This is a genomic window from Halorubrum ezzemoulense DSM 17463, assembly GCF_002114285.1.
Taxonomy (GTDB): domain Archaea; phylum Halobacteriota; class Halobacteria; order Halobacteriales; family Haloferacaceae; genus Halorubrum; species Halorubrum ezzemoulense.
In genome coordinates this window covers 56,819-77,089 of record NZ_NEDJ01000007.1, presented here as the reverse complement: position 1 = coordinate 77,089, position 20,271 = coordinate 56,819, and the positions used below count along the sequence as shown (strand labels likewise).

Annotated in this window: 23 protein-coding genes and 1 tRNA gene; 10 read left to right on the top strand and 14 right to left on the bottom strand. The window is 70.4% G+C overall.

The window, feature by feature from the left end:
- From B9H04_RS03885 to guaB, 3 genes are all read right to left on the bottom strand, one after another.
- The coding region (locus B9H04_RS03885) for a DEAD/DEAH box helicase (protein ID WP_085682466.1) at positions 1 to 1,405 on the bottom strand (1,405 nt) is incomplete at its 3' end.
- A gap of 72 nt (positions 1,406 to 1,477) precedes the next feature.
- Positions 1,478 to 2,065, bottom strand: a complete 588-nt coding sequence (locus tag B9H04_RS03880; RefSeq protein ID WP_049929939.1) for a HalX domain-containing protein — start codon at positions 2,063 to 2,065, stop codon at positions 1,478 to 1,480.
- Between the two features lie 201 nt (positions 2,066 to 2,266).
- Entirely contained in the window at positions 2,267 to 3,754 is a 1,488-nt protein-coding gene (guaB, locus tag B9H04_RS03875; protein WP_049929940.1) for an IMP dehydrogenase, read from the bottom strand.
- Positions 3,755 to 4,279: 525 nt separating this feature from the next.
- On the opposite strand from guaB, the gene B9H04_RS03865 reads away from it, so the two are divergent.
- From B9H04_RS03865 to B9H04_RS03855, 4 genes are all read left to right on the top strand, one after another.
- Positions 4,280 to 5,296, top strand: a complete 1,017-nt coding sequence (locus B9H04_RS03865; RefSeq protein WP_049929944.1) for a DUF5794 domain-containing protein — start codon at positions 4,280 to 4,282, stop codon at positions 5,294 to 5,296.
- 109 nt (positions 5,297 to 5,405) lie between these two features.
- On the top strand, positions 5,406 to 5,630 hold the full coding sequence (locus B9H04_RS03860; RefSeq protein WP_085682465.1) for a DUF5795 family protein: 225 nt from the start codon (positions 5,406 to 5,408) through the stop codon (positions 5,628 to 5,630).
- 118 nt (positions 5,631 to 5,748) lie between these two features.
- Positions 5,749 to 5,923, top strand: a tRNA-Trp gene (locus B9H04_RS18550).
- A 111-nt stretch (positions 5,924 to 6,034) separates the two neighbouring features.
- Positions 6,035 to 6,664, top strand: a complete 630-nt coding sequence (locus B9H04_RS03855; RefSeq protein WP_049929946.1) for a glycosyltransferase family 2 protein — start codon at positions 6,035 to 6,037, stop codon at positions 6,662 to 6,664.
- A 213-nt stretch (positions 6,665 to 6,877) separates the two neighbouring features.
- Here B9H04_RS03855 and B9H04_RS03850 read toward each other — a convergent pair whose 3' ends face one another.
- Positions 6,878 to 7,078, bottom strand: coding sequence for a hypothetical protein (locus B9H04_RS03850; RefSeq protein ID WP_049929948.1), 201 nt, complete (start codon positions 7,076 to 7,078; stop codon positions 6,878 to 6,880).
- A 114-nt stretch (positions 7,079 to 7,192) separates the two neighbouring features.
- Between B9H04_RS03850 and B9H04_RS03845 the strand changes: the two genes are divergently transcribed.
- Positions 7,193 to 8,494, top strand: coding sequence for an outer membrane protein assembly factor BamB family protein (locus B9H04_RS03845; protein ID WP_049929949.1), 1,302 nt, complete (start codon positions 7,193 to 7,195; stop codon positions 8,492 to 8,494).
- Between the two features lie 35 nt (positions 8,495 to 8,529).
- On the opposite strand, the gene B9H04_RS03840 is transcribed toward B9H04_RS03845, so the two are convergent.
- The 5 genes from B9H04_RS03840 to B9H04_RS03820 form a co-directional block, all read right to left on the bottom strand.
- Complete coding sequence (locus B9H04_RS03840; protein WP_049929951.1) at positions 8,530 to 8,742, bottom strand: helix-turn-helix transcriptional regulator; 213 nt, start codon at positions 8,740 to 8,742, stop codon at positions 8,530 to 8,532.
- Positions 8,743 to 8,744: 2 nt separating this feature from the next.
- Positions 8,745 to 9,128, bottom strand: a complete 384-nt coding sequence (locus B9H04_RS03835) for a hypothetical protein (RefSeq protein WP_049929954.1) — start codon at positions 9,126 to 9,128, stop codon at positions 8,745 to 8,747.
- Positions 9,129 to 9,451: 323 nt separating this feature from the next.
- Positions 9,452 to 9,649, bottom strand: a complete 198-nt coding sequence (locus tag B9H04_RS03830) for a DUF5800 family protein (RefSeq protein WP_049929955.1) — start codon at positions 9,647 to 9,649, stop codon at positions 9,452 to 9,454.
- Positions 9,650 to 9,756: 107 nt separating this feature from the next.
- The gene (locus B9H04_RS03825; protein ID WP_049929956.1) at positions 9,757 to 10,014 is read right to left on the bottom strand and encodes a hypothetical protein; all 258 of its coding nucleotides are present in this window, start codon (positions 10,012 to 10,014) and stop codon (positions 9,757 to 9,759) included.
- Between the two features lie 116 nt (positions 10,015 to 10,130).
- Positions 10,131 to 10,310, bottom strand: a complete 180-nt coding sequence (locus B9H04_RS03820; RefSeq protein ID WP_049929958.1) for a DUF5786 family protein — start codon at positions 10,308 to 10,310, stop codon at positions 10,131 to 10,133.
- Positions 10,311 to 10,436: 126 nt separating this feature from the next.
- On the opposite strand from B9H04_RS03820, the gene B9H04_RS03815 reads away from it, so the two are divergent.
- Entirely contained in the window at positions 10,437 to 11,537 is a 1,101-nt protein-coding gene (locus tag B9H04_RS03815; RefSeq protein ID WP_049929959.1) for a polymer-forming cytoskeletal protein, read from the top strand.
- Between the two features lie 263 nt (positions 11,538 to 11,800).
- Complete coding sequence (locus tag B9H04_RS03810; protein ID WP_211216855.1) at positions 11,801 to 12,682, top strand: WD40/YVTN/BNR-like repeat-containing protein; 882 nt, start codon at positions 11,801 to 11,803, stop codon at positions 12,680 to 12,682.
- Positions 12,683 to 12,738: 56 nt separating this feature from the next.
- On the opposite strand, the gene B9H04_RS03805 is transcribed toward B9H04_RS03810, so the two are convergent.
- The gene (locus B9H04_RS03805) at positions 12,739 to 13,509 is read right to left on the bottom strand and encodes a ribonuclease H-like domain-containing protein (RefSeq protein WP_049929962.1); all 771 of its coding nucleotides are present in this window, start codon (positions 13,507 to 13,509) and stop codon (positions 12,739 to 12,741) included.
- 145 nt (positions 13,510 to 13,654) lie between these two features.
- Between B9H04_RS03805 and B9H04_RS03800 the strand changes: the two genes are divergently transcribed.
- Positions 13,655 to 14,368 (top strand): glycerophosphodiester phosphodiesterase, encoded by a 714-nt coding sequence (locus tag B9H04_RS03800; RefSeq protein ID WP_085682464.1) that lies wholly within the window; start codon positions 13,655 to 13,657, stop codon positions 14,366 to 14,368.
- 25 nt (positions 14,369 to 14,393) lie between these two features.
- Positions 14,394 to 15,122, top strand: a complete 729-nt coding sequence (locus B9H04_RS03795; protein WP_049929965.1) for an SOS response-associated peptidase — start codon at positions 14,394 to 14,396, stop codon at positions 15,120 to 15,122.
- Positions 15,123 to 15,183: 61 nt separating this feature from the next.
- Here the strand turns inward: B9H04_RS03795 and B9H04_RS03790 are convergent, their stop codons facing one another.
- The 4 genes from B9H04_RS03790 to B9H04_RS03775 form a co-directional block, all read right to left on the bottom strand.
- Positions 15,184 to 16,650, bottom strand: coding sequence for a small ribosomal subunit Rsm22 family protein (locus tag B9H04_RS03790; RefSeq protein ID WP_049929966.1), 1,467 nt, complete (start codon positions 16,648 to 16,650; stop codon positions 15,184 to 15,186).
- Between the two features lie 25 nt (positions 16,651 to 16,675).
- Positions 16,676 to 17,449, bottom strand: coding sequence for a prephenate dehydrogenase (locus tag B9H04_RS03785; protein WP_049929967.1), 774 nt, complete (start codon positions 17,447 to 17,449; stop codon positions 16,676 to 16,678).
- Between the two features lie 182 nt (positions 17,450 to 17,631).
- Positions 17,632 to 18,969 carry an MFS transporter gene (locus B9H04_RS03780; RefSeq protein ID WP_085682463.1) on the bottom strand — a complete coding sequence of 446 codons (1,338 nt, stop codon included), beginning with the start codon at positions 18,967 to 18,969 and terminating at the stop codon, positions 17,632 to 17,634.
- A gap of 102 nt (positions 18,970 to 19,071) precedes the next feature.
- The gene (locus B9H04_RS03775; protein ID WP_049929970.1) at positions 19,072 to 19,749 is read right to left on the bottom strand and encodes a DsbA family protein; all 678 of its coding nucleotides are present in this window, start codon (positions 19,747 to 19,749) and stop codon (positions 19,072 to 19,074) included.
- Between the two features lie 112 nt (positions 19,750 to 19,861).
- On the opposite strand from B9H04_RS03775, the gene B9H04_RS03770 reads away from it, so the two are divergent.
- Positions 19,862 to 20,233: a DUF5779 family protein gene (locus B9H04_RS03770; RefSeq protein ID WP_049929972.1), complete on the top strand. Its 372-nt coding sequence runs from the start codon at positions 19,862 to 19,864 to the stop codon at positions 20,231 to 20,233.
- The last annotated feature ends 38 nt before the right edge of the window (positions 20,234 to 20,271 follow it).

Genomic DNA, 20,271 nt, shown 5'->3' with positions numbered 1-20,271 from the left:
CGCCCGCCCCCGTCTCCCGCGCGTAGAACGTCCCCTCGAACACGTCGAGGATCTCCGACTCGGTCGCGGCGAACCCCGTCGCGACCGCCGCGAGCACGTGCGTCCGGAGCGCGCCCGGCTCGGCGAGCTGCGACTCGACGGCCTCGGGCTCGCCCTCGACGTAGCGCTCGCGAACCTCCCCTCGAGTGTCTGTGTCGGCGACGAGGACCGCCTCCCCGTGCGGGTCGAGGCCGGGCCGACCGGCGCGGCCGCACATCTGGTGGACCTCGAGCGTCGGGATCCACGCCATGCCACCCTCCCCGTACCGGCGCTGGTCGCGGACGACGACGCGGCGCGCGGGCACGTTGACGCCGGCCGCCAACGTGGGCGTGGCGCAGATACAGGCCACGTCGCGCTCGCGAAACGCCGACTCGACGACGGCGCAGTGACCCGACCGGAGCCCGGCGTGGTGGAACGCGACGCCCGTCCGCAGGCAGTCGGCGAGCTGTCGGCCGGTGAGCGTGCCGTCCACGTCGGTCGCCTCCTCGGCCGCCGCGGCGGCCGCCTCGTCGACCCCCAACTCCGCGGCGAGGCCGTCCTCGGCGAGCCGCTCGGCGAGGTCGACCGCCTCGCGGCGAGAGCGGACGAAGGCGAGGCACTGGCCGCCGTCCGCGACCGCGTCGGCGACCAGCGCGGCCGTGACCTCGGTCGGATCGTTCTCGTCGTCAGCGTCCCCGTCGCCGTCGATTTCGGTCTCGTCGAGGTCGACCGAGAGGCTCGTGCCGTCGTCGAAGTCGACCTCGCCGCCGACGGCGACGCCGGTCCGGAGGTCGACCGGCCGCCACTCGGACTCGACGAGCGCGGCGTCGAGCCAGTCGGCGATCGCCTCGGGGTTGTCGACCGTCGCCGACAGCGCGACCGTCTGGAGGTCCGGATTCCGGCGTCGGAGCGTCGCCAGCGTCACTTCGAGGGTCGGTCCGCGCCCCGTCGCGCCGAGCAGGTGGACCTCGTCGACGACGACGCAGGCCAGCGCGTCGACCCACGAGGCGCCGTTGCGGATCGCCGAGTCGACCTTCTCGCTCGTAGCGACGACCACGTCGTTGCCGGCGAGCGCCTCGCCCGTCGCGTCGAAGTCGCCGGTGGAGATGCCGACGTCGACGCCGGGGAGCGCCGCGAACGTCTCGTACTTCTCGCGGGCGAGCGCGCGGAGCGGGCAGACGTAGAGCCCGGGGCCGTCGGCGGTCAGGAGCGCAAGTTGTGCGACGAGTGTCTTGCCCGAGGCGGTCGGCACCGCCGCGACGACATCGGCGCCCTCGCAGACGCCCGCGTCGACCGCCGCGCGCTGCGGCGGGTACAGTTCGCGCACGCCGCGCTCGGCGAAGTGGTCGACGACGCGTGACGAAAGCGGCAGGTCCCGGACGCGCATACGAACACGCCTTCGGCCGGATCGCTGATAAAGAGTCCGCGGCGCCCCCTCTCGAACCCGTTCGGTCGCCGACTACCCGTCGGCGTCGAAGTCTTGGAACAGCTTCTCGTAGTCCTCGTCGTCGGTCGCGACCGCGTCGCGCGACTCGTCGGCCCGCTCGCGGAGCTCGTCGATCCGACCGGTGAGCCGCTGGTACTCCTCGTTGTCCGCGAGGTCGCTGGCGCTCTTTTCGGACTCCAGCATCGCCTTCTTGGAGGTCAGCGAGAACAGCTCTTGGACCTCCGAGTCGTACTCGCCGCGCCGTAACAGCCCTTCGACGGTCTCTCGGAGCGTCTCGCTCGTGACGGGCTTGACGAGGTAGTCGTCGAACCCCATCTCGAGGATGTCGAAGTCTGGCTCGACGGCGGTGACCATCGCGACCCGACAGTCGATGCCCCGTTCGCGGACGGCCGTGAGGACCTCGTCGCCGGAGAGACCCGGCATGCGTCGGTCGAGGAGGATCGCGTCGACCTCGTCGTCGACCTCGTCGAGTTGGTCGAGCGCCTCGCGGCCGCCGTACGCGGTCCGGACGCGGTACTCGTCGCCGAGCCAAGCGGCGTACAGGTCAGCCAGATCGGGTTCGTCCTCGACCACGAGGACCAGCGGCGGTTGCTCACTCATGGATGACGGGAGCGAGGGGGTGTTCGCTCACACGTTTCGTCTCTCCGCTGGCTATATTAAAATACCTCTTCGAAGCGCCACGCTGATCGGTCGCTCGGCCGGACGCGATCAGACGATACGCGACCGGAGTCGACGAGGCGCAGCGCGACGCGGTGGGGCGCGACCCGACAGGGACCGCGCTCGGTCGGCGGTCGGTTCCGGTTACTCGTCCGGGCTGTAGTTGGGCGCCTCGTCCGTGATCATCACGTCGTGCGGGTGGCTCTCGCTCTGGCCCGCGGTCGAGACGCGGACGAACTCCGCGCGCTCGTGGAGGTCGGGGACGGTCTCCGCGCCGACGTACCCCATCCCGGAGCGCATCCCGCCCGTGAGCTGGTGGAGTTCGGAGGCGAGGCTCCCCTTGTACGGGGTCGCCGCCTCGACGCCCTCGGGGACGAACTCCTCGTCTTCGTCCTCCTCTTTGAGGTAGCGGTCGCCGCCGCCGGACTTCATCGCACCGACCGACCCCATCCCGCGGTACTGCTTGTACTTCTTCCCCTGCATCGTGATGACGCGGCCGGGGGCCTCGTCGGTGCCGGCGAAGTACGAGCCGAGCATCACGGCGTCCGCGCCCGCCGCGATCGCCTTGATCGCGTCGCCGGAGTACCGGATCCCGCCGTCGGCGATCACGGGCACGTCGTGCTCGGCGGCGACGTCCGCGACCTCCGCGACCGCGGTCATCTGGGGCATGCCCGCGCCGCTGACGACGCGCGTGGTACAGATAGAGCCCGGTCCGATGCCGACCTTCAGCCCGTCGGCGAAGTCGACCGCGGCCTCGGCGGCCTCGCGCGTGCCGACGTTGCCGACGACCACGTCGGCGTCGACGGTCGCTTTGATCGCCTCCGCCGAGTCGAGCACGTTGAGGTTGTGGGCGTGCGCGCAGTCGATGAAGATGACGTCTACGCCGGCCTGATCCGCCGCGACGGCGCGCTCCTCCTCGAAGGGGCCGACGGCGACCCCGGCGAGCAGGCGCCCCCGGTCGTCGCGGGCGGCGTCCTCGTGTTCGCGGCGCTGGAGGATCCCCTGCATCGTCACCAGCCCGACGAGCCGCTCGTCGCCGTCGACGATGGGGACGCGCTCGATCTTGTGGTCGTACATCAGTTCGAGCGCCTCGCGCGCGTCGACGTCGTCCGGGGCGGTGATCACCTCGTCGGTCATCGCCTCGCGGACGGCGTCGTCCTCGCCGACTTCGAGGTAGGGCCGGATGTCGGTTCCGGAGATGATACCGAGGACCGTGTCGTCGTCGGCGACGACCGGCGCGCCGGAGACGCCCTGCCGCTCCATCACCTCGTCGGCCTCGCGGACGGTGTCGTCGGGCGAGACTGTGACGACGTTCTCGCGGCGGATGACGAGCTCGTGCGCGCGCTTGACGCGCTCGACCTCGGCGGCCGTCTCCTCGGCGCTCATGTTGCGGTGGAGGACGCCGAGGCCGCCTTCGCGGGCCATCGCGATCGCGAGGTCGCTCTCGGTGACGGTGTCCATCGCCGCCGACAGCACGGGGACGGTGAGTTCGACGTGCTTCGACACGCGCGTCGTCAGGTCCGCGTCGTCGGGCTCGACCCGACTCTCTTTCGGACGGAGGAGCACGTCGTCGAACGTCAGCGCTTCCGGGACGTCGAGCTTCGCCGAGAATCGGCCAGAATCTGTCGCCATATAATCCGTCATGAACGGCCGATGAAAAGCGTTGCGAGACGGCACGGACGTGGTTGTTGCTCACATCCGAATTCCCATTATATACATGATCATGGTTATCAATCGGCCGAGACGCGATCGGTTCGAGAACGATTGGGTCCGTTCGGCCCGTCGAAGCCGCTCTGCGTCCGGAGTGAGAGCCGGCGCCGAGAGATGATCGGAGAAGCCCCGAAAGCGGCGACGGTTCCTCGTCGGAGCCGCGCGTTCACCGTGGATACGTCGTGTCATGCGGACGCGTCTCACACAACCTTTAACGCGACCGAAACACGTATATCAGGTATGGACTCCGACAGTCCCGTGAACGCGCGTATCGCCGGCCAGTCGAACGCCGACCTCGGCGTCCGCTTCACAGCCGGCAATCCGCGCAAACCCTTTACATGGGCTCGTCGGACCTCCCGCGGCGTGGACTCCGCGTGCTGGTCCCCGGACCACTGCGAGTCGCACGCGTCCCACCGCCACCCCGACGGTCAGGGCTATCGTCCCTAAATGAGCACGTCACGTCACCCGGTCGCCCTGCGATTAGAACAGCAGGTCGGGAGCGCGACGAAGTTGCTCGCGACCGTGATGGTCCTGCCGCTCATCGACGGCATCTTCCCCGCCCTCGTCGTCGCCGGCGTCCTCGGATCGGCCACCGGCGTCGTCGAGACCGGTATCCTGATCTTCGGCGGCTCCGCGACTGCTGCGGTGATCCTCGCGGAGATGGACGGGACCCGTCGGGAGATGGTCGCGTCCGTGCTACTGATCGGCGCAGTGATCATCCCGGTCGCCGCCGTCGAGGCGGCCCTCGCGCCAACTCTCCAGGAGCTGCTCAACCTGCCCGTCTTCGAGCGGTTCGCCGGGCTTGTCATCCTGACGATCGCCGCGAAGACCGCTAGCTCGGAAATCGGCGAATACCTGCCGAGCCCGGGCGTGATCATCGGACTCGGCCTCGTCGCGAGCTTCGAGCCGTCGGGGTTCGCCCTGCGGACTTCGACCGAGTACGTCGTCAACGGCACCGCGGCCGCCGCCGTGGGCGTGGCGTTCGCGCTGTCGATCGCGCTGCTGTCGCCGCACCTCCGCGGCCGCGTCGACATCGATCGGTTCCGGTTCGGCTCCGCGGTCGCGCTGGGCGTGCTCGCGCTGCCGATCCTGCTCGGCCCGTTCGACCTCATGCAGACGGAGGCGCCCGTCGCGCTCGCGGTGCTCGCGGTGACGACCCTGTTCGCGTACGACCCGAACTCGGAGGGAGAAGAGGGCGCCGCCGGGGGCGACGAGGCGCCCGACGACGACGCGCCGGACGGTCCCGTCGACGGCGCGGACGAGTCGGACGCCGACCCCGCCGACGCCGACGAAGAGTCGGAGGAAGCGCCGAGCGAACCGCCGCTCGACGCGCCGCCTGAGGGGCCCTCCCCGATCGTCGACGACGACGTCGCCGTCCTCGCGAACGGCGGCGAGAGTCGGGACGCCGACGACGACGGGGCGGACCCGTTCACCGACGACGACTCCCGCGCGCCGTGGCTGTAAGCCCGGCGTAGCCGGCGACCGACATATCCGATTTCTGCCCCGGATCGCACGGCTCCGTGATCGCCCCGCGTGTCGCCGGGGTTTAGGTACTCGACCCCGAACGGACGGTATGTCGAACCGCGTCGTTCAGGGGCGGATGGTGACGCCCGAGAAGCTCGCAGAGCTGATCGAAGGAGAGTCCGTGCTGGAGGCCGAATCGATCGCGGACGCCGACCGCGACTGCCCGGAGTGCGGCGGGGACGTCATCTCGGTCGGGTACATGCCGAGCGTGACCGAGTTCGTCACCGGGTACAAGTGCCAAGACTGCGACTGGAGCGACGACGGCCGAGAGTAACGCCGGTCGGATCGCCGCCGTGTCGCGCGCGTTCGCTCGCCGCCGCCACGTCGTCGGATCGTCCGTGATCGAAACCCCTTTATCCGCGTTTCGGCAACGGACCAATGCGAGATCACGCGGGGCTGTGGCCAAGCCAGGCATGGCGACTGACTCCAGAGGCTTGCGCCCGGGACGACACTCCAGACTGATATACCGAGCGGCCGACTGATCATCGGTCGCGTTGACGACCCTCTGGAGTTCCGAGGCGCACCGGAGATATCAGTCGATCGGGGGTTCAAATCCCTCCGGCCCCATACCCTTGCTTCAGAGGTCCCAGTCGGCGGACTACAGTAGCTCGCTGAGTCCGTGCTTGGGAGCCAGCGTATACACGTTACATATAGGAGCAGGTGTTGGCAATATAGCTCATGGACGATGTCACCGTTGTCGTTCCGGCCTACGACGAGGCGGGTCGGATAGGGCCGGTCGTTCGTGATCTCGTCGACGAGTATGCCGTGCTGGTCGTGGACGACGGCTCGACGGACGCCACGGCGGCGGAGGCCGAGGACGCGGGAGCGGACGTCGTTCGACAGCCGGAGAACGCGGGCTATATCCGCGCGCTGAAACGCGGGTTCCGAGAGGCGACGTCCGAGATCGTCGTCACGTTCGACGCCGACGGCGAACACCGTCCCGAAGACGTCGACCGTCTCGTTCGACCGGTCAGAGACGGCAAGTTGGATCTGGTTCTCGGTGCCAGATCGACCATTCCGCGCCCCTCGGAACGGCTACTCAACGAACTGGCGCGGTTGAAGATCGACGTGCGGGACTCGGGTACGGGGTTCCGCGCGCTCCGTCGCGAACTGGCCGTGTCGCTCGATCTCGACACGGCCTGTACCTGTGGGACGTTCGTGTTAGAGGCGGCCGCCAACGGGGCGAGGATCGGAGAGGTTCCCGCAGAGACGCGCTCGATTCAGAAACCGCGCGGGATCGCTTGGAAACACGGCAGACAGCTCTTCCACGTGCTGCGGTACCTGATGCTTGCCCCACGTCGGTCGTAGGCGCTGGACGTAGTCGCGATACGTATCGGGGACGTTGTGTCTGGATCCCTACGCGTCGACGAACGGGTTCGAGAGCTTCTCGCCCCTTCTTGTGGGCGCCGTGGTGCCTGTCCCCGACGGCGGATCGCGCTCACCAAGGCCGACGGGAGTGATCGGTCGAGACGGCTTCGACGGGTATCGACCGCGTCTCGCGAAGCGTCGGCAAAGTTCCGGTCAGCGGCGAGCCACGATCCGCCCGGCGAGCAAGCCGACGAGCGCGATCATGCCCGCCATCGCGAGGTAGATCGCCAGTCCGATCGCCTCGCCGTTCGCCCCGTTCAGGCCCGCCAGTCCTAGGAACACGACGGCGATGACGGCGTGAAGCGTGAACACGCCAGACGGGACGTTCGCGCCGAGATCGAATCCGAGGTCCATACCCTCGCTTCGGCCACCGTCGGAAAAAGTCGTCCGGTCGGACGCGCGCCATCGACGCGCTCGCCGCCGACGGGGCCGCCACACTAAAGCGACACCGACCCGAGGGGTAGCCCGATGACCGACGCCCGCTCCCGACGCGAGTGGCTCGCCGCGGTCGGCGCAGCGACGACCACCGCCGCGGCCGGCTGTGCCTCGCTCGACAACCCGCCCGTGGACGAGCCCCGCGAGGCCCCGGACGTAGACCCCGGCGCGGGGGACGCGACGCGACAGACGATACCTCCGGGCGTGGCGCAGTTCCGCGGCTCGCTGGAGCGGTGGGGGTACTACCCGGACGAGACGGTGCCCGACGCGGTCGAAGAGGCGTGGCGGATCCCGGCGGTCAACACCGGCGACCACAGCGCGGCGAAGGCGAGCGCGGTGCCGACCCCGGACGGCGGCGTCGTCCTCTCGGGCGACACGGGGGACCTCCTCGCGATAACGACCGACGGGGACGTTCGCTGGCGCGGCGAGACCGACGCGGGAGGGCGCGGGATCCACGGGACGCCCGCGGTCGCGGACGGTCGCGCCTACGTAGGCGCGTACGACGGCGTCCTCTACGCGTTCGCGCTCGACTCCGGCGACCTGGAGTGGTCGACCGACCTCGGCGGCTCGATCGGGTCGAGCCCGCTGTACCTCGACGGGGAGCTGTACGTCTCGGTCGAGTTTCCAAACCCCGAAGGGCGGCTGTTCGCGGTCGACGCGGCGACGGGGGACGTGACGTGGGAGGAGCCCGACCACCGTCCCACCGACCACCCCCACTCCTCGCCCGCGATCTCGCTCGCCGCCGGCCGGATGGTGTGCGGGTCGAACGACGGCTACTGCTACTGTTGGAGCTTCCCGGAGCTGGAGTTCCAGTGGCGCTTCGCGACCGACCCGCCCGCGTCCAACGACGGCGAGATCAAGGGCCCGATCGCGACGTACGACGGCGCCGCCTTCTTCGGCTCGTGGGACTTCAACGTGTACCGCGTGGACCTGGAGACGGGCGAGGAGGACTGGCGCTTCGAGACGGGCGACCTCTCGATGACGGGGCCCGCGATCGACCCCGAGCGCGACGTGGTGTACATGGGTAGTCACGACGACCACCTGTACGCGCTCGACGCGGCGACGGGGGACGTGGAGTGGCGCTTCCGGACCGGCCGCCCGCTCACCGGCTGCGCGACGGTCGCCGGCGACCGCGTGCTGACGGGGTCGAAGGACGGCACGCTCTACGCGCTGGAGGCCGACTCCGGTGACGAGGTGTGGCGCGTCGACCACGAGGGCTGGATCACCAGCGCGCCACGCGTCGTCGACGGGGAGATTTACTACGCCGAGCGCGCTCCCGACCCGGAGGGGGGAGACACCGACGGCGGCGGGTACAAGCTCGTCGCCGCGGAGTGAGCGGCGTGGCTGCGGTGGAGGACCGCCGAGACCGCTCACGGCCGCGGTCGATCGGGTAGCTCGAACACCTCCTCGATTCGGGCGTCGAACTCTCGCGCGATCCGCCACGCGAGCTCCAGGGAGGGGTTGTACTCGCCCTTCTCGACGTAGAGGACCGTCTGCCGGGTTACGTCGACGCGGTCGGCGAGTTCGGCCTGCGTCAACCCCGCTTCTTCGCGGAGCTCCCGGATACGCGTCTCGAACTCCACGGTTACGCCTCCACGCCCCGCCGTCGGACCCAAGCCCGCGTGCCGTGGGCGACGGAGGAGACGCAGATCGCGACGGCGGCCCACACCACCACGACGCGGGCCTGCGCGTAGGCGGTCGCCGCGACGCCGGCGAGTCCGCCCGTCGCCTCCAGAGCGGACCTGAGGAGGAAGACGGCGAGCGCGGCCCCGAACAGCAGCATCACGGCGCGGCTCGCGGCGGTCCGCGTGATCTCGCGGGTGCGCTCGTCGATCGGCGTGTGACCGACGCGGTCGGCGAGCGTCCGGCTGACCGGGAAGAACGCGACGAACAGCACCGCGCCGCCCGCGATGAGCGGGGCCGATTCGCGGGCCAGTCCGAGGTTGAGGGTCAGTACCGTCACGAGCATGTGAACGGCTCGTCCGATGCGGTATCGCGTCTGAGGTCGCACGGAGTGGTCACCTCTAGATGTAAATTCGATCTAACGTTATATATTTCTTACTCTACTAACCGGCGCGAGACCCGTTCCTCGCGAGGATTGCGTCAAATATCGGGCAGCGGGCCGTCGGTAAGGAGATCACGAGCCCGCTATCGACGGCGGGGGCTGTCGTGGTTCAGCCCGCAAGGCAGGTCGTACTCGAAGGAACCAGCGGTGAGATGGAACCTGCGAACTCCCGAAGACGTGGACCTACCCCTCAGTGAGGAAACCCACGAGTGTAGTCGTGGGAGAAGTCACAACACGTCGCCGATCCGGACCGGTTCGCCGTCGAGTTCCGGGTCCTCGGCGACGATCGTCAGGACCTCGTGGTCGGTGACGTCCCGGTACGACTTCCCGGTGGCCTCCTCGATCAGCGCCTTCTCCAGTTCGAACTCGGTCCCCTCGTAGACGACGTCGACCCCGCGGTCGGTGAACGTCAGTTCGGTACGCATGCGCTCAGATACTCGACGAGAGGGGATAAGCGGCACGAACACAGGGAGTCGGCGGTTTCGAGGTGTATCACGAGACCTGCCCGCGGCGAGTCGGCCGTGGGTCCGGGTCAGATCGCGTTACAGGCGGTGTCGTGGCCGGACTCGCAGAGTCGTTCGAGCGTCTCGCAGGCCTGTTCGTTCCCGTTCGCGCAGAGGCGGCGAGCGAGCGCGACCGTCGCGGCCGAAGTGGAATCGGCGCTCGCGTCCTCGCCGTCGCTATCTTCCGAGTCGGCGGCGGCGAGCCGATCGGGACCGCGCGTCCGTTTCCGGCGGTTGCTCCGCGTCGAACGGCTAGATCGGTTCGATAGTTTGTGCCTCCGTGGCATAGAGTAACACACGCCGCGGAAACAAATAAATCCGAATCGGGTGTGCGAACTGTACGCACATGGGCCACGGCCGGTCGGCGCCGAGTCGCGTCGAAGCGTGACAGGAGAGGGGCAGTTCAGTCGTCGTCCTCGTCGCGCATCTCGGAGAGGCGGCCGACGAGGTCGTCGGTGTCGGCGTCGCCCTCGATGGAGACCTCACCGTCGTGGTCGTTCTCGTGGACGTTCACCGCGTCGTCCTCGTCGGTATCGACGTCCTGGTCCTTCTGTTCGCTCTCGTCGTACGATCCGAATCCCATACCTGTCCGTTTGGCGGCGCACTGAAAAGCACCGCGACCGCGATCCCGTGCGAGAGCGATTCACTCGCGTCCGACGTTCGTCCGACGCCCCGTACCGTTTATACGCGCGGGGCGACTGCTCCCGGTGTGTCGCTGCGAGGAGGCGGCCCGATAGAGGAGCTCGCGATCCCCTCGGGGACGACCGTCGAGGAGCACGACGTCGTCGTCGACGGCGACGTGCTCGTGGGCGGCCAGTCGACCGTCGAGCTCGGCGTCCGCGGCCGAAACGTCGCGATCGGCGAGCGCGTCAGCGTCGGCGACGACATCGAGGCCGAGGGAGACTGCCGGCTCGACACCTGGTGTTCCGTCGACGGCAACGTGTTGGTCGGCGAGGACGCGTACCTCGGCGAGCGGGTCACCGTCACCGGGCGCCTGATGGTGTCGGGCGACCTCGACATCGGTGACGACGTGACGATCGAGGAGGGGTTCGAGGCCAACGGCTGGATCGTCATCCGCAACCCGGTGCCGACGATCGTCTTCTACTTCATCGTCCTCTCGCAGCTGCTGCGCGTCGGCGAGACCGACGCGGCCGACGAACTTGCCGAGGCGCTCGCCGACGGCGACGACGTCCGCGACCCACTCTTGATCCCGCGGAGCGCCGAGATCGCCGACGACGCGTGGCGCGTGTCGACGCCGGCGACCGTGGGCGACGACTGCCGGCTCCACGGCAACCTCCGCGCGGCGTCGATCCGCGTCGGGGAGCGCAACGAGGTGTTCGGCTCGCTGCGCGCCCGCGAGGACATCACCGTGGGCGCGGAGACGGTCATTCACGGCGACGTGACGACCCGGGGCGGAACCGTGACCGTCGAGGCCGGCGCGCGCGTCCTCGGCGACGTCTCCGCCGGCGACCTCGTGGTGTACGACGGCGCGGAGATACAGGGCACGCTCCGGGCGCGCGGCGAGATGAAGTTGGTACAGCGGACGGGCCCCGAGACCGAGGCGGACGAAGTCGAGGAAGGGGGAGGAGCCGAAGCCGGAGGGTCAGACGGAGTCGACAGCGAGGAGCCGGACGGAGTCGGAGATGACGACGCCGATCCGGGCGACGGGACCGAGAACGAGACGACGGAGTCCGCGCGCGAGGATGACGCCCCCGAGACAGACGGCGAGTCCGACGCCGAGGGGACCGCAGCGGTGACCGCCGACGCCGGGGCGGCGACGGAGGGGGTCGAGTCAGAGAACGACTCCTGACCGGGAGAGAACGTCTTCGGCCAGTACCCGCCGATCCCAGAACAGCTGTATCGAAGCCTGAAGAGACACATTAACGCAGATGAGCCGCCAGTTCGGCGGACGTTTAACCCGATTTTAGCCGTTTTAATTTCACAAATTATCTGAACGGACACAAGGCACTTACAACGGCCGCCGAAACGGCCGAGTGCGACATGAGCCGATCACTGACGGCGACCCGCCGCGCGACGCTGGCGGGGCTGGGCGCGATCGTCGCATCGGGAAGCGTGACAAGCGTAGCCGCGGCCGCGGAGAAGGACTGGACCGTCGAGGCGACCGAGACGGACAGCACGCTTCACGACGTGGTGTCGGCGAACGCCGGTCGCTTCGCGGTCGGGGGCGGCGGCGTGCTCACCGCGCCCGCCGAGGAGGGTTGGCTGACGCTCCGCGACGGCGGCCCAACCGGAAACGGGAACAACCTCTACGGCGCGTCGGTCACCGACGACGGCGAGCGCGTCTGGTTCGTCGGCGCGAGCGGCGCCATCGGCGAGTACATCCCCGCGACGGACACGCTCGTTGACCGCTCCGCGCCGATGGACAACACGAACAACTACAACGACGTCGCGGTCACCGGCGCCGCCGGCGAGGCGAACGTGTACGTCGCCGGCGACTCGGGGAAGATCTACTACAGCTTCGAGAACGGCGCGACGGGGACGTGGGACTACGTCACGCCCGGGAGCGGCTCGGCGCTCCCCGCGATCGACTTCCACGCCCCCCGAAGCGGACACGCGATCGATACGAACGGGCGCGTGTTCGCCACCGACGACGGCGTCACGTGGAACGCGATCGGCATCGAGGACGCGAACGTGACGTTCTACGGCCTCGACAGCGACGCCCCCGACGACGTCGCCGTCTCCGGCGGCAACGGGACGCTCCTGACGTACGACGGCGCGAACTGGACGCCCGACGCCCTCGGCGACGCCGACCTCGTCGACATCGAGACCGACGGCGAGGCCGGCTACGTCGTCGGCAGCGGCGGGGTGGTTCAGGAGTCGACCGCCGACGACCGGATCGTCCTCGACACGCCGACCGGCGAGAACCTGAACGCGGTCGACGTCGACGGCGACGCGGTCGTCGTCGGATCCAGCGGCACCGTCCTGCGTCGGTAACGGCCTCGGCGACGGCCACTCGATCGGTCCATACCCGCCGAGCTATCGGATCCCTCTCAGTCGCCGTCTCCGTCCGGGGCGGCGACGAACACTTCATCGTCGAGGGCCTCGCAGACCGCGTCTGCGAGCGCCCGGAGGTTCACGGTGTCCTCGCGGTTGTACGAGACGAGCGTCTCCAGCGCTTCCTCGTCGCCGCGCTCGTACTCACGCCAGAGGCGCACCGCGTCGCGGCCGGAGATGTCCGGGCGGTCGCGGTCGATCCCGAGTTCCTTCTCGATCGGTTTCAACCCGCCCGAGAGGCCGATCCGCTTGGCCGGGTACATCAGGTCGAGGTGGGGCGTGTCGATTTCGACGTCGAAGGATGTTTCGAGGAAGGGGACGTCGAAGCGCGCGCCGTTGAACGTCGCGAGCAGGCTCGCGTCCGCGAACTGCTCCCGGAGCCGGCGCGCGGTGAGGTCCTCGCCCGCGACGAGCGTCGTCGTCTCGCCGCCCTGATGGAAGCTGACCGTCGTCACGCGGTCGCGGCGCTCGTCGAGGCCGGTGGTCTCGATGTCAAAGAAGCAGGTCTCCTCGCGGAAGTTCTCGTAGAGCCGCCAGCGCTCGCCGGAGGGGAACTCGCGGTCGAAGTAGGCCGCGTCGCCGTCGTCGAGCCGCGTCAGCGCCTCCGCGATGAACGACTCGATCCGGTCCGCGGTCGTCGTCCCGACGCCCGCGACGTCGACCCCGGGGTCGAACGCCTCCCACGTGGTGACGCCCCGCCCCCAGAGGCGTCGTTCGGTCGTCTCGCCCACCCCCTCGACGGGGATGAAGCTGTTCTCGATGCGCATGTCCGTTCCGGCGCGACGCGTAGCTAAAAAGCCGACGGGAGCGGGCGGGCGGCCCCGACCGACGAAGAGCTAACACGGTCCGGGCCCGAGGGCCGTGCGTGATCGAGCGAGCGAACCGACGGGAGGGCGAGGCGCGAGCGCCGCGATGACACGGACAGACCCAGACGATGTCACGCTGATCGGGCATCGCGCCTGCGCCGACCAGTACCCGGAGAACACGGTCGGAGCGATCGAGCGCGCGTCACCGCGCGTCGACGCCGTCGAGCTCGACGTGCGACGGTGTGCGAGCGGCGAACTCGTCGTCGTCCACGACGCGGATCTCGGCCGACTGACCGACGCGTCCGGACCCGTCGCGGATGCCGACTGGAGCGAACTCCGCGAACTGACGGTCCTCGGCTCCGAGGAGTCGATCCCGCGGCTCGACGGCGCGCTCGACGCCGCGCCCGACGACCTCACCGTCAACGTCGAGGTCAAGGAGCCGACCGTCGCGGGCGACGCGCCCGACGCGGCCCGGCGGGCGGCGAACGAAGTACTGTTCTCGTCGTTTCACCCTCAGGCGCTCGCGGCGCTGCGGGACCGCGACCCCGAGACTGCGCGCGCGCTGCTCGTCGCGGGCGGGGACGCCGAGCGCGCGGTCGAGGCGGCGACCGACCTCGGCTGCGTCGCGGTCCACCCCCCGATCGACGTCGCGACCGAGCCGGGGTTCGTCGATGCGGTACACGAGGCCGGGCTGCGGGTGAACGCGTGGACCGCGACAGACCGCGACGAGGTCGAGCGGCTCCTCGGAGCCGGCGTCGACGGGATCATCGCCGACCGGTGGGACCTGCTCCCGGAGCCGGGGCGGTCGTCGCGGGACTAAGTAGCTCCCGCTCCAACGCGACGATATGTGCGGCCGCTACACCCTCTTCACCCCCACCGCCGACCTCGAAGCGCGGTTCGACGCCGACTTCGGCGACCGTGAGCCGAGCTACAACTGCGCGCCCGGGCAGTCGCTACCGGTGATCGCAGACCGGGATCCCGGCAAGACGACCCGGATGGAGTGGGGGCTGACCCCGTCGTGGGCGGACGAGTCGTTCGACCTCATCAACGCCCGCGCGGAGACCGTGCGGGAGAAGCGGAGCTTCGCCGACGCCTTCGAGCGCCGGCGCTGTCTCGTCCCCGCCGACGGCTTCTACGAGTGGGTCGGCGGCGACCGCGGCGGCGGGAAGACCCCCTACCGCGTCGCGTTCGACGACGACCGCCCGTTCGCGATGGCGGGGATCTACGAGCGGTGGGAGCCGCCGACGCCGGAGACGACCCAAACGGGGCTCGGCGCGTTCGGCGGCGGGGCTGAGGGCGGCGAGACGGGCGACGAATCGGACGCGGTCGAGACGTTCTCGATCGTCACCACCGAGCCGAACGACCTCGTGGCGGACCTCCACCACCGGATGGCGGTGATACTCGACCCCGACGCGGGCGAGGAGGAGACGTGGCTCCACGGGGGCCCCGACGAGGCCGCAGCGCTGCTCGACCCGTACCCGAGCGACGACCTCACCGCGCACCCGGTGTCGACGCGGGTGAACTCGCCGAGCGTCGACGCGCCCGACCTGATCGAACCGGTGGCCAGCGACTGAACCGTACGCCAACGGCTGAGCCGGAGCGGTCCGGCTCGTCGGACCCGGCGCCCGCGACCGCTCAGGGCGCGACGAGGTCGACCACCGTCTCGTCGTCGACGACGACGTTGTACGCGCCCTCGTCCTCGTTCCAGAGGACGAGCCCGTTCTCGACGAAGACCACCGACCCGTAGTCGGCCTCGCGGAGGTCGCGGTTCAGCGCGGTCTCGCGGGTACAGACGAGGTAGTGGTCGGTCGCCTGCGAGCCGTCGCCGACGCGGTAGAGCGCGTTGTCCCCCTCGCTCAGGTCGTGGCTCAGCTTCACCGCGAGCAGGTTCACCCGGTCGGTGACGTGGCGCTCGGACTCGGCCATGCGCGCGCACCGCTCCGCGCTCGCCTCGATGTCGACCCGTCGCCGCCCGTCGGGGCGGAGTATCGAGTAAGCGAACTGGACATCGACGTTGACGAACTCGCCCGGCTCGTCGGTCTCGCCGCGCGCCGTCGCCTCGTCGAGCCGGCGCTGGAAGGGCGGGACCGCGAGGTCCGGGGCCACGTCGAACGACCACCCCGGATCGCTCGGGACCGCGTCGGGCCACAGTCGGAGCGCCGGCGAGTACATTTCGGCGTCGCGTCCCGGGCCGGCGCCGTCCCCGTCGCCCGCGACGAGCGCGCGTTCGACCCGCCGGAGCCCGACCGCGGTGTTCCGGTCGGCGGGCGCGAACGCCACGAGGCTCCCGTCGGGCGCGAGCGCGTCGAGGGCGGCGTCGGCGACCGTGACCGGGTCGGCGAGCTCCGAGAGCACGTTACCGAATATCACGATGTCGAAGGGGTCGTCGGTCGCTGCGGCGGGCGATTCGCCCTCGTCGAGACCGAGGAACGCCTCGGCCGTCGCCTCGTGGAGCGTCGTCCGGAAGTTGCGGCCGGTCTCCTCCAAGAGCCGGTCGAGCACGTCGGTCGCGGCGCTCGGCTCGACGGCGTGGTACTCGACGATCGCGTCGTCGGGGAGGTAGTCGTGGAGGCCGAGCGCGGGGCCGCCCACGCCGGCTCCCACGTCGAGGACGCGGAGCGTCCGGTCGAGCAGGCCGTTCTCGGTGAGGTCGTCGAGGACGTGGCCGACCGTGGCGTAGTACGCGGGGAGGTGGTAGATCGCGTAGCCGAGCGCCGCGACGCGGTCGTACTCGACCTCGTTCTCGTAGAGGTAGTCCGTCTTCAGCTGGCGGACCCGCTCGCGGAGCTCGTCGCCGGACTCGCCGCGGTGCCAGTTGGCGCCGTACTCGCGGACGAGCAGGTCCTCAACCGCGAACGCGTACGCCTCCGGAAGTGCCTCCGGGGCCCAGCCCGGTGGGTCGACGGGCGACTCCTCGACGGGGACGAACGCCCCGTCTTCGCGCTCGCGGAGCCGGAGGTCGAACGCCTCCTCGCGGAGCGTCTCGCGGACGACCGCCGGGTGCGGCGTCCCCTCGATGTACTCGGCGATCTCCTCGGGGTCGATCGGTCTGACGTTGCGCAGGTAGTTCGCGTTGTTCCGGACCGCGGTTCTGTCGATCATGGTTTCTCGTCTGCTTCGCATCGGCTCACTCCAGCCGGTCTCGCCCCTCGCGGTCGCCGCGGGCGCGCTCGTAGAGGGCGGCGAACGCCTCGTCGTCGGCCGCCGCGATCTCTGCCGCGGCGTCGGCCACCCCGTCCGCGCCGTCGAAGGCGCGCTGAATCTCCGCGTACACCGCGGGCGAGCCCTCGGTGACCGTGTCGGCGACCTCCTCCAGCGCGGCCGACACCGGCGTGTGGAACTCCTCGCGGACCGGGTCCGCGGCGAGCCGCCACGCGAGCACCGCGGCGTGCGCGCCCGCTTGGACCGTCTCCATCGCCGCATCGTGTTCGTCCGCGGTCGTCTCGAACACGTCGTTGCCCCCCGCCTGGACCGAGTCGGTGAGCCCATCGACCGTCGGGCCGCCCTCGTCGACGACGACCGCGACGTTCCCCGGAACGCGCGGCGGGGCAAACAGCGGGTGGTAGCTCGCGCGTTCGAGGCCGGGGGCGTGCTCGCGCATCGCCGCGAGCGCGTCGGTCATCTCGCCGGAGACGTCGACGATCGCCCGCTCCGCGCGGGGCGCGTACGCCTCGACCGCCGCGGGGACCGCCGACATCGGCACCGCGAGGCAGACGGCGTCGTGGGCGGTGTCCCCGTCGGCGTCGACCGCTCTCGCGTCGCGGTCCGCGGCGGCGTCGGCCGCGACGGCCGGGTCGCGGTCGGCGAACGCGACGGTCGCGTCGACCGGCGCGGCGTCGGCCGAGACGGTGTCGGCGACCCAGCGACCGATCTCGCCGGCGCCGACCACGAGGAGGTCCATCGGTTACGCGAACGGAGGTGACGCGCCGGTTAAAAGGACTCGCCTCGGGGCGGGCGAGGGATCGGACGCGCCGGAGGCTTAGACGCGACGGAGGCTCGGACGTGCCGGAGATTGGGGCGCGGTGGGATCCGACTCGGCAGGACTCCCGACGCGACGCTCCGGGCCGGGGGCGTCGGTCGGTCTCACCCCTCCGCGCCGAGTCGACCGATCACGCCCGCGCCGGCCGAGAGAGACCGGACCGCCGGGAGCAGCGCGAGCGCGATGGCCAGTTCCAGTCCGCCGACCGCGAGGAACGCGGGCGTGTACCCGAACGCGCCCGTGGGGCTCCCGCCGACGAGGAAACCGGCGAGGAAGCCGAGCGAGCCGAACACGTTGAACAGCCCCATCGCCGCGCCCCGCACTTCCGGCTCGACGAGGTCGGTGACGAGCGCCATCGTCGCCGGGGCCATCAGCGCGCCGCAGACGCCGACGAGGACCATCAGCGCCGCGGCGATTGGGTACGCGGGCGCCACGCCGACGCCGACCGTTGCGACGCCGTACGCGAGCGACCCGGCCACCACAGGGAGGAAGCGGCCGATCCGGTCCGAGAGCGCGCCGAATGGCGACTGGAGGAGCGCAAACGGGACGAAGAAGAGCGCGAGGGTCGCGCCCGCGCCGGCCGCTGACAGCCCGAACGTCGCCGGGTCCTGGAAGTAGTAGACGCCGACCAAAGCGAAGAAGCCCGCCGTCAGTCGGTCGACGAAGCCGAACGCGAGCGGGACGAGGAGGCCGGGCGTCGTCCGGGCGCGGGCGAGAACGTCCCGGAAGCCGCCCCCGTCGGTCTCACTCGCCGAGTCGCTCGCCTCCGAGTCGCTCGCCCCCGAGTTGTTCGCGGCCGCGGTCCTCCTTCGGTCGTCGACCGTCGCCGCCAACAGCCCCGCCGCCGCCAGCACGACCGCCCCGGCGTACACCGGGTACAGCGCGCCGAGGCCAGCGAGCGAACCGCCGACGACGGAGCCGACCGCGGCACCGAGGCCGATGGCGAACCCGGCGGTCCCCATGTTCCGGCCGTTGCCGCCGCGAAGATCCATCAACAGCGTGATCGACAGCGAGAACGCGCCGATAGTGAGGGCGCCCCCGACGACCCTGACGAGGAGCGCGGCCCCGAAGCCGAGCCCGAGTCCCGGCAGCGACGCGAGCGCGACGTAGGAGGCCGCACCGCCGAGCGCGCCGGTGACGATCAGCGGAACTCGCGTCCCGAGCGCGTCCGAGAGCGCGCCCCAGACGACCGCGAACGTCACGAACGCGCCGAACTCCGCGACGAGGAACCACATCCCGGCGTCGATGCCGGCCGGGGCGCCGAGCGCGACGACGAGGTCCGGCACGCCCGGGTAGAGGAGGACCTGCGAGATCAGCACCGCGAGGACGACCGCGCCGAGCCGGCGGCGGTCGGTCGCGTCGGCCGCGGCTCCGGCGGTGTCGATCTCGGCCGCGCGGTCGCCGCCGGCCGCGGTCGCGGCGGAGGTATCGCCGTCGCTCATCTGCGGGTACGACGGGACGAACGGGCAAAAGACCGACGCTCCGCAGAGTATCGGCCGGAGAGTCCCCTCACGACTCGGGTCCGGCCGGGGCCGTCACGCGCCTCAGAGTTCAGCGTCGATCGCCGCGGCGACCGTCTCGGCGGCGTACCCGCCCTCTACCGGCTCGCCGTTCACGAAGATCGTCGGCGTCCCCTCGACGCCCATCGACGAGCCCTCCGACCTGTCGTCCTGCGTAGCCGCCTCGTACGTGGAGAACTCCGCGTCGGACAACACCGCACAAGGGTCCGCGCCGGCGGTCTCGGCGGCGGACCCGAGCGCCTCGCCGCTGTAGTTTCCCTGCGACTCGTAGGCCGCCTTCGCGAACTCGAAGAACGCCTCGTCGTCGTGACGGATCCCGACCCCGCGGGCCGCGCTGGCGACCGGGACAGCCCACCGCTCGTTGACCGGGATCGGGAAATCCCAGTGCTCGTAGCGGACCCGTCCGGGGTCGACGTACTCCTCGCGGATCGTCGGGAAGTGGTCGAGGTTGTACGTCGCGCAGTGCCCGCAGGTGAAGTCCTCGAACGCCCGGACGACCACGTCCGCGTCCGGGTCCCCGAGCGTCGGCCGGTAGTCGAGGTTGGGGTCCGTCGGCTCAGAAAGCGAGCAGTCGTACGACCCCGTGTCGAGGCTGAGTTCGCCGCCGTTTCCGTCGCCGCCTCCGCCGCCGAGACAGCCGGCGACACCGACGACGCCGGCCGTGGCCCCGGCCGCGAGCAGGGACCGCCGCGTACGTTCCATGCCTATCGCTGGGGTCGGTGCGTACTTAACCACTCCGCGACCGGACGGCGGCTCGGAGCGGAGACGCGGCGCGCGTCCGAACGTTTTTGCCGCCGCCTGTCGACGACCACGTATGAGCGACTGGGACCTCGACCTGCGGGACGCCGAGGAGAAGATGGACGAGGCGTTCGCGGCGGCCGGCGACGTCGTCCTCGGCGTGCTGGACGGCACGACCGACCCGGAGGAGTGGGTCCGCAGCGTCGACTACGGGAACACGCTGGTGCTGTCGATCGAGGGCGACCTCAACGAGCTCGCCGCCCCCTTCGCGCGCGACGTGAAGGAGATGGACGGCGAGCTGATGCACTTCCGCGGCTTCCTCGTGGTGACTCCTCCGGGCGTCAGCATCGACACGGACCGACTGGGCGACTCCGGCGGCGCCGAGGCGGAGACCGGCGAAGCGGACGACGCCGACGAAGCAGAGCCGAAAGGCGTCGAAGAGGTCTGAACGGTTTCTTTTCTCGTACGACCGCGGGAGAGGCGCCG

Coding starts and splice junctions, on each gene's coding strand:
- B9H04_RS03825 (WP_049929956.1), bottom strand. CDS start 10,014: ATGCCACGGAGGCACAAACTATCGAACCGATCTAGCCGTTCGACGCGG.
- B9H04_RS03770 (WP_049929972.1), top strand. CDS start 19,862: ATGAGCGACTGGGACCTCGACCTGCGGGACGCCGAGGAGAAGATGGAC.
- B9H04_RS03800 (WP_085682464.1), top strand. CDS start 13,655: ATGACACGGACAGACCCAGACGATGTCACGCTGATCGGGCATCGCGCC.
- B9H04_RS03775 (WP_049929970.1), bottom strand. CDS start 19,749: ATGGAACGTACGCGGCGGTCCCTGCTCGCGGCCGGGGCCACGGCCGGC.
- B9H04_RS03835 (WP_049929954.1), bottom strand. CDS start 9,128: ATGCTCGTGACGGTACTGACCCTCAACCTCGGACTGGCCCGCGAATCG.
- B9H04_RS03820 (WP_049929958.1), bottom strand. CDS start 10,310: ATGGGATTCGGATCGTACGACGAGAGCGAACAGAAGGACCAGGACGTC.
- B9H04_RS03795 (WP_049929965.1), top strand. CDS start 14,394: ATGTGCGGCCGCTACACCCTCTTCACCCCCACCGCCGACCTCGAAGCG.
- guaB (WP_049929940.1), bottom strand. CDS start 3,754: ATGGCGACAGATTCTGGCCGATTCTCGGCGAAGCTCGACGTCCCGGAA.
- B9H04_RS03865 (WP_049929944.1), top strand. CDS start 4,280: ATGAGCACGTCACGTCACCCGGTCGCCCTGCGATTAGAACAGCAGGTC.
- B9H04_RS03855 (WP_049929946.1), top strand. CDS start 6,035: ATGGACGATGTCACCGTTGTCGTTCCGGCCTACGACGAGGCGGGTCGG.
- B9H04_RS03785 (WP_049929967.1), bottom strand. CDS start 17,449: ATGGACCTCCTCGTGGTCGGCGCCGGCGAGATCGGTCGCTGGGTCGCC.
- B9H04_RS03845 (WP_049929949.1), top strand. CDS start 7,193: ATGACCGACGCCCGCTCCCGACGCGAGTGGCTCGCCGCGGTCGGCGCA.
- B9H04_RS03830 (WP_049929955.1), bottom strand. CDS start 9,649: ATGCGTACCGAACTGACGTTCACCGACCGCGGGGTCGACGTCGTCTAC.
- B9H04_RS03790 (WP_049929966.1), bottom strand. CDS start 16,650: ATGATCGACAGAACCGCGGTCCGGAACAACGCGAACTACCTGCGCAAC.
- B9H04_RS03880 (WP_049929939.1), bottom strand. CDS start 2,065: ATGAGTGAGCAACCGCCGCTGGTCCTCGTGGTCGAGGACGAACCCGAT.
- B9H04_RS03850 (WP_049929948.1), bottom strand. CDS start 7,078: ATGGACCTCGGATTCGATCTCGGCGCGAACGTCCCGTCTGGCGTGTTC.
- B9H04_RS03805 (WP_049929962.1), bottom strand. CDS start 13,509: ATGCGCATCGAGAACAGCTTCATCCCCGTCGAGGGGGTGGGCGAGACG.
- B9H04_RS03780 (WP_085682463.1), bottom strand. CDS start 18,969: ATGAGCGACGGCGATACCTCCGCCGCGACCGCGGCCGGCGGCGACCGC.
- B9H04_RS03860 (WP_085682465.1), top strand. CDS start 5,406: ATGTCGAACCGCGTCGTTCAGGGGCGGATGGTGACGCCCGAGAAGCTC.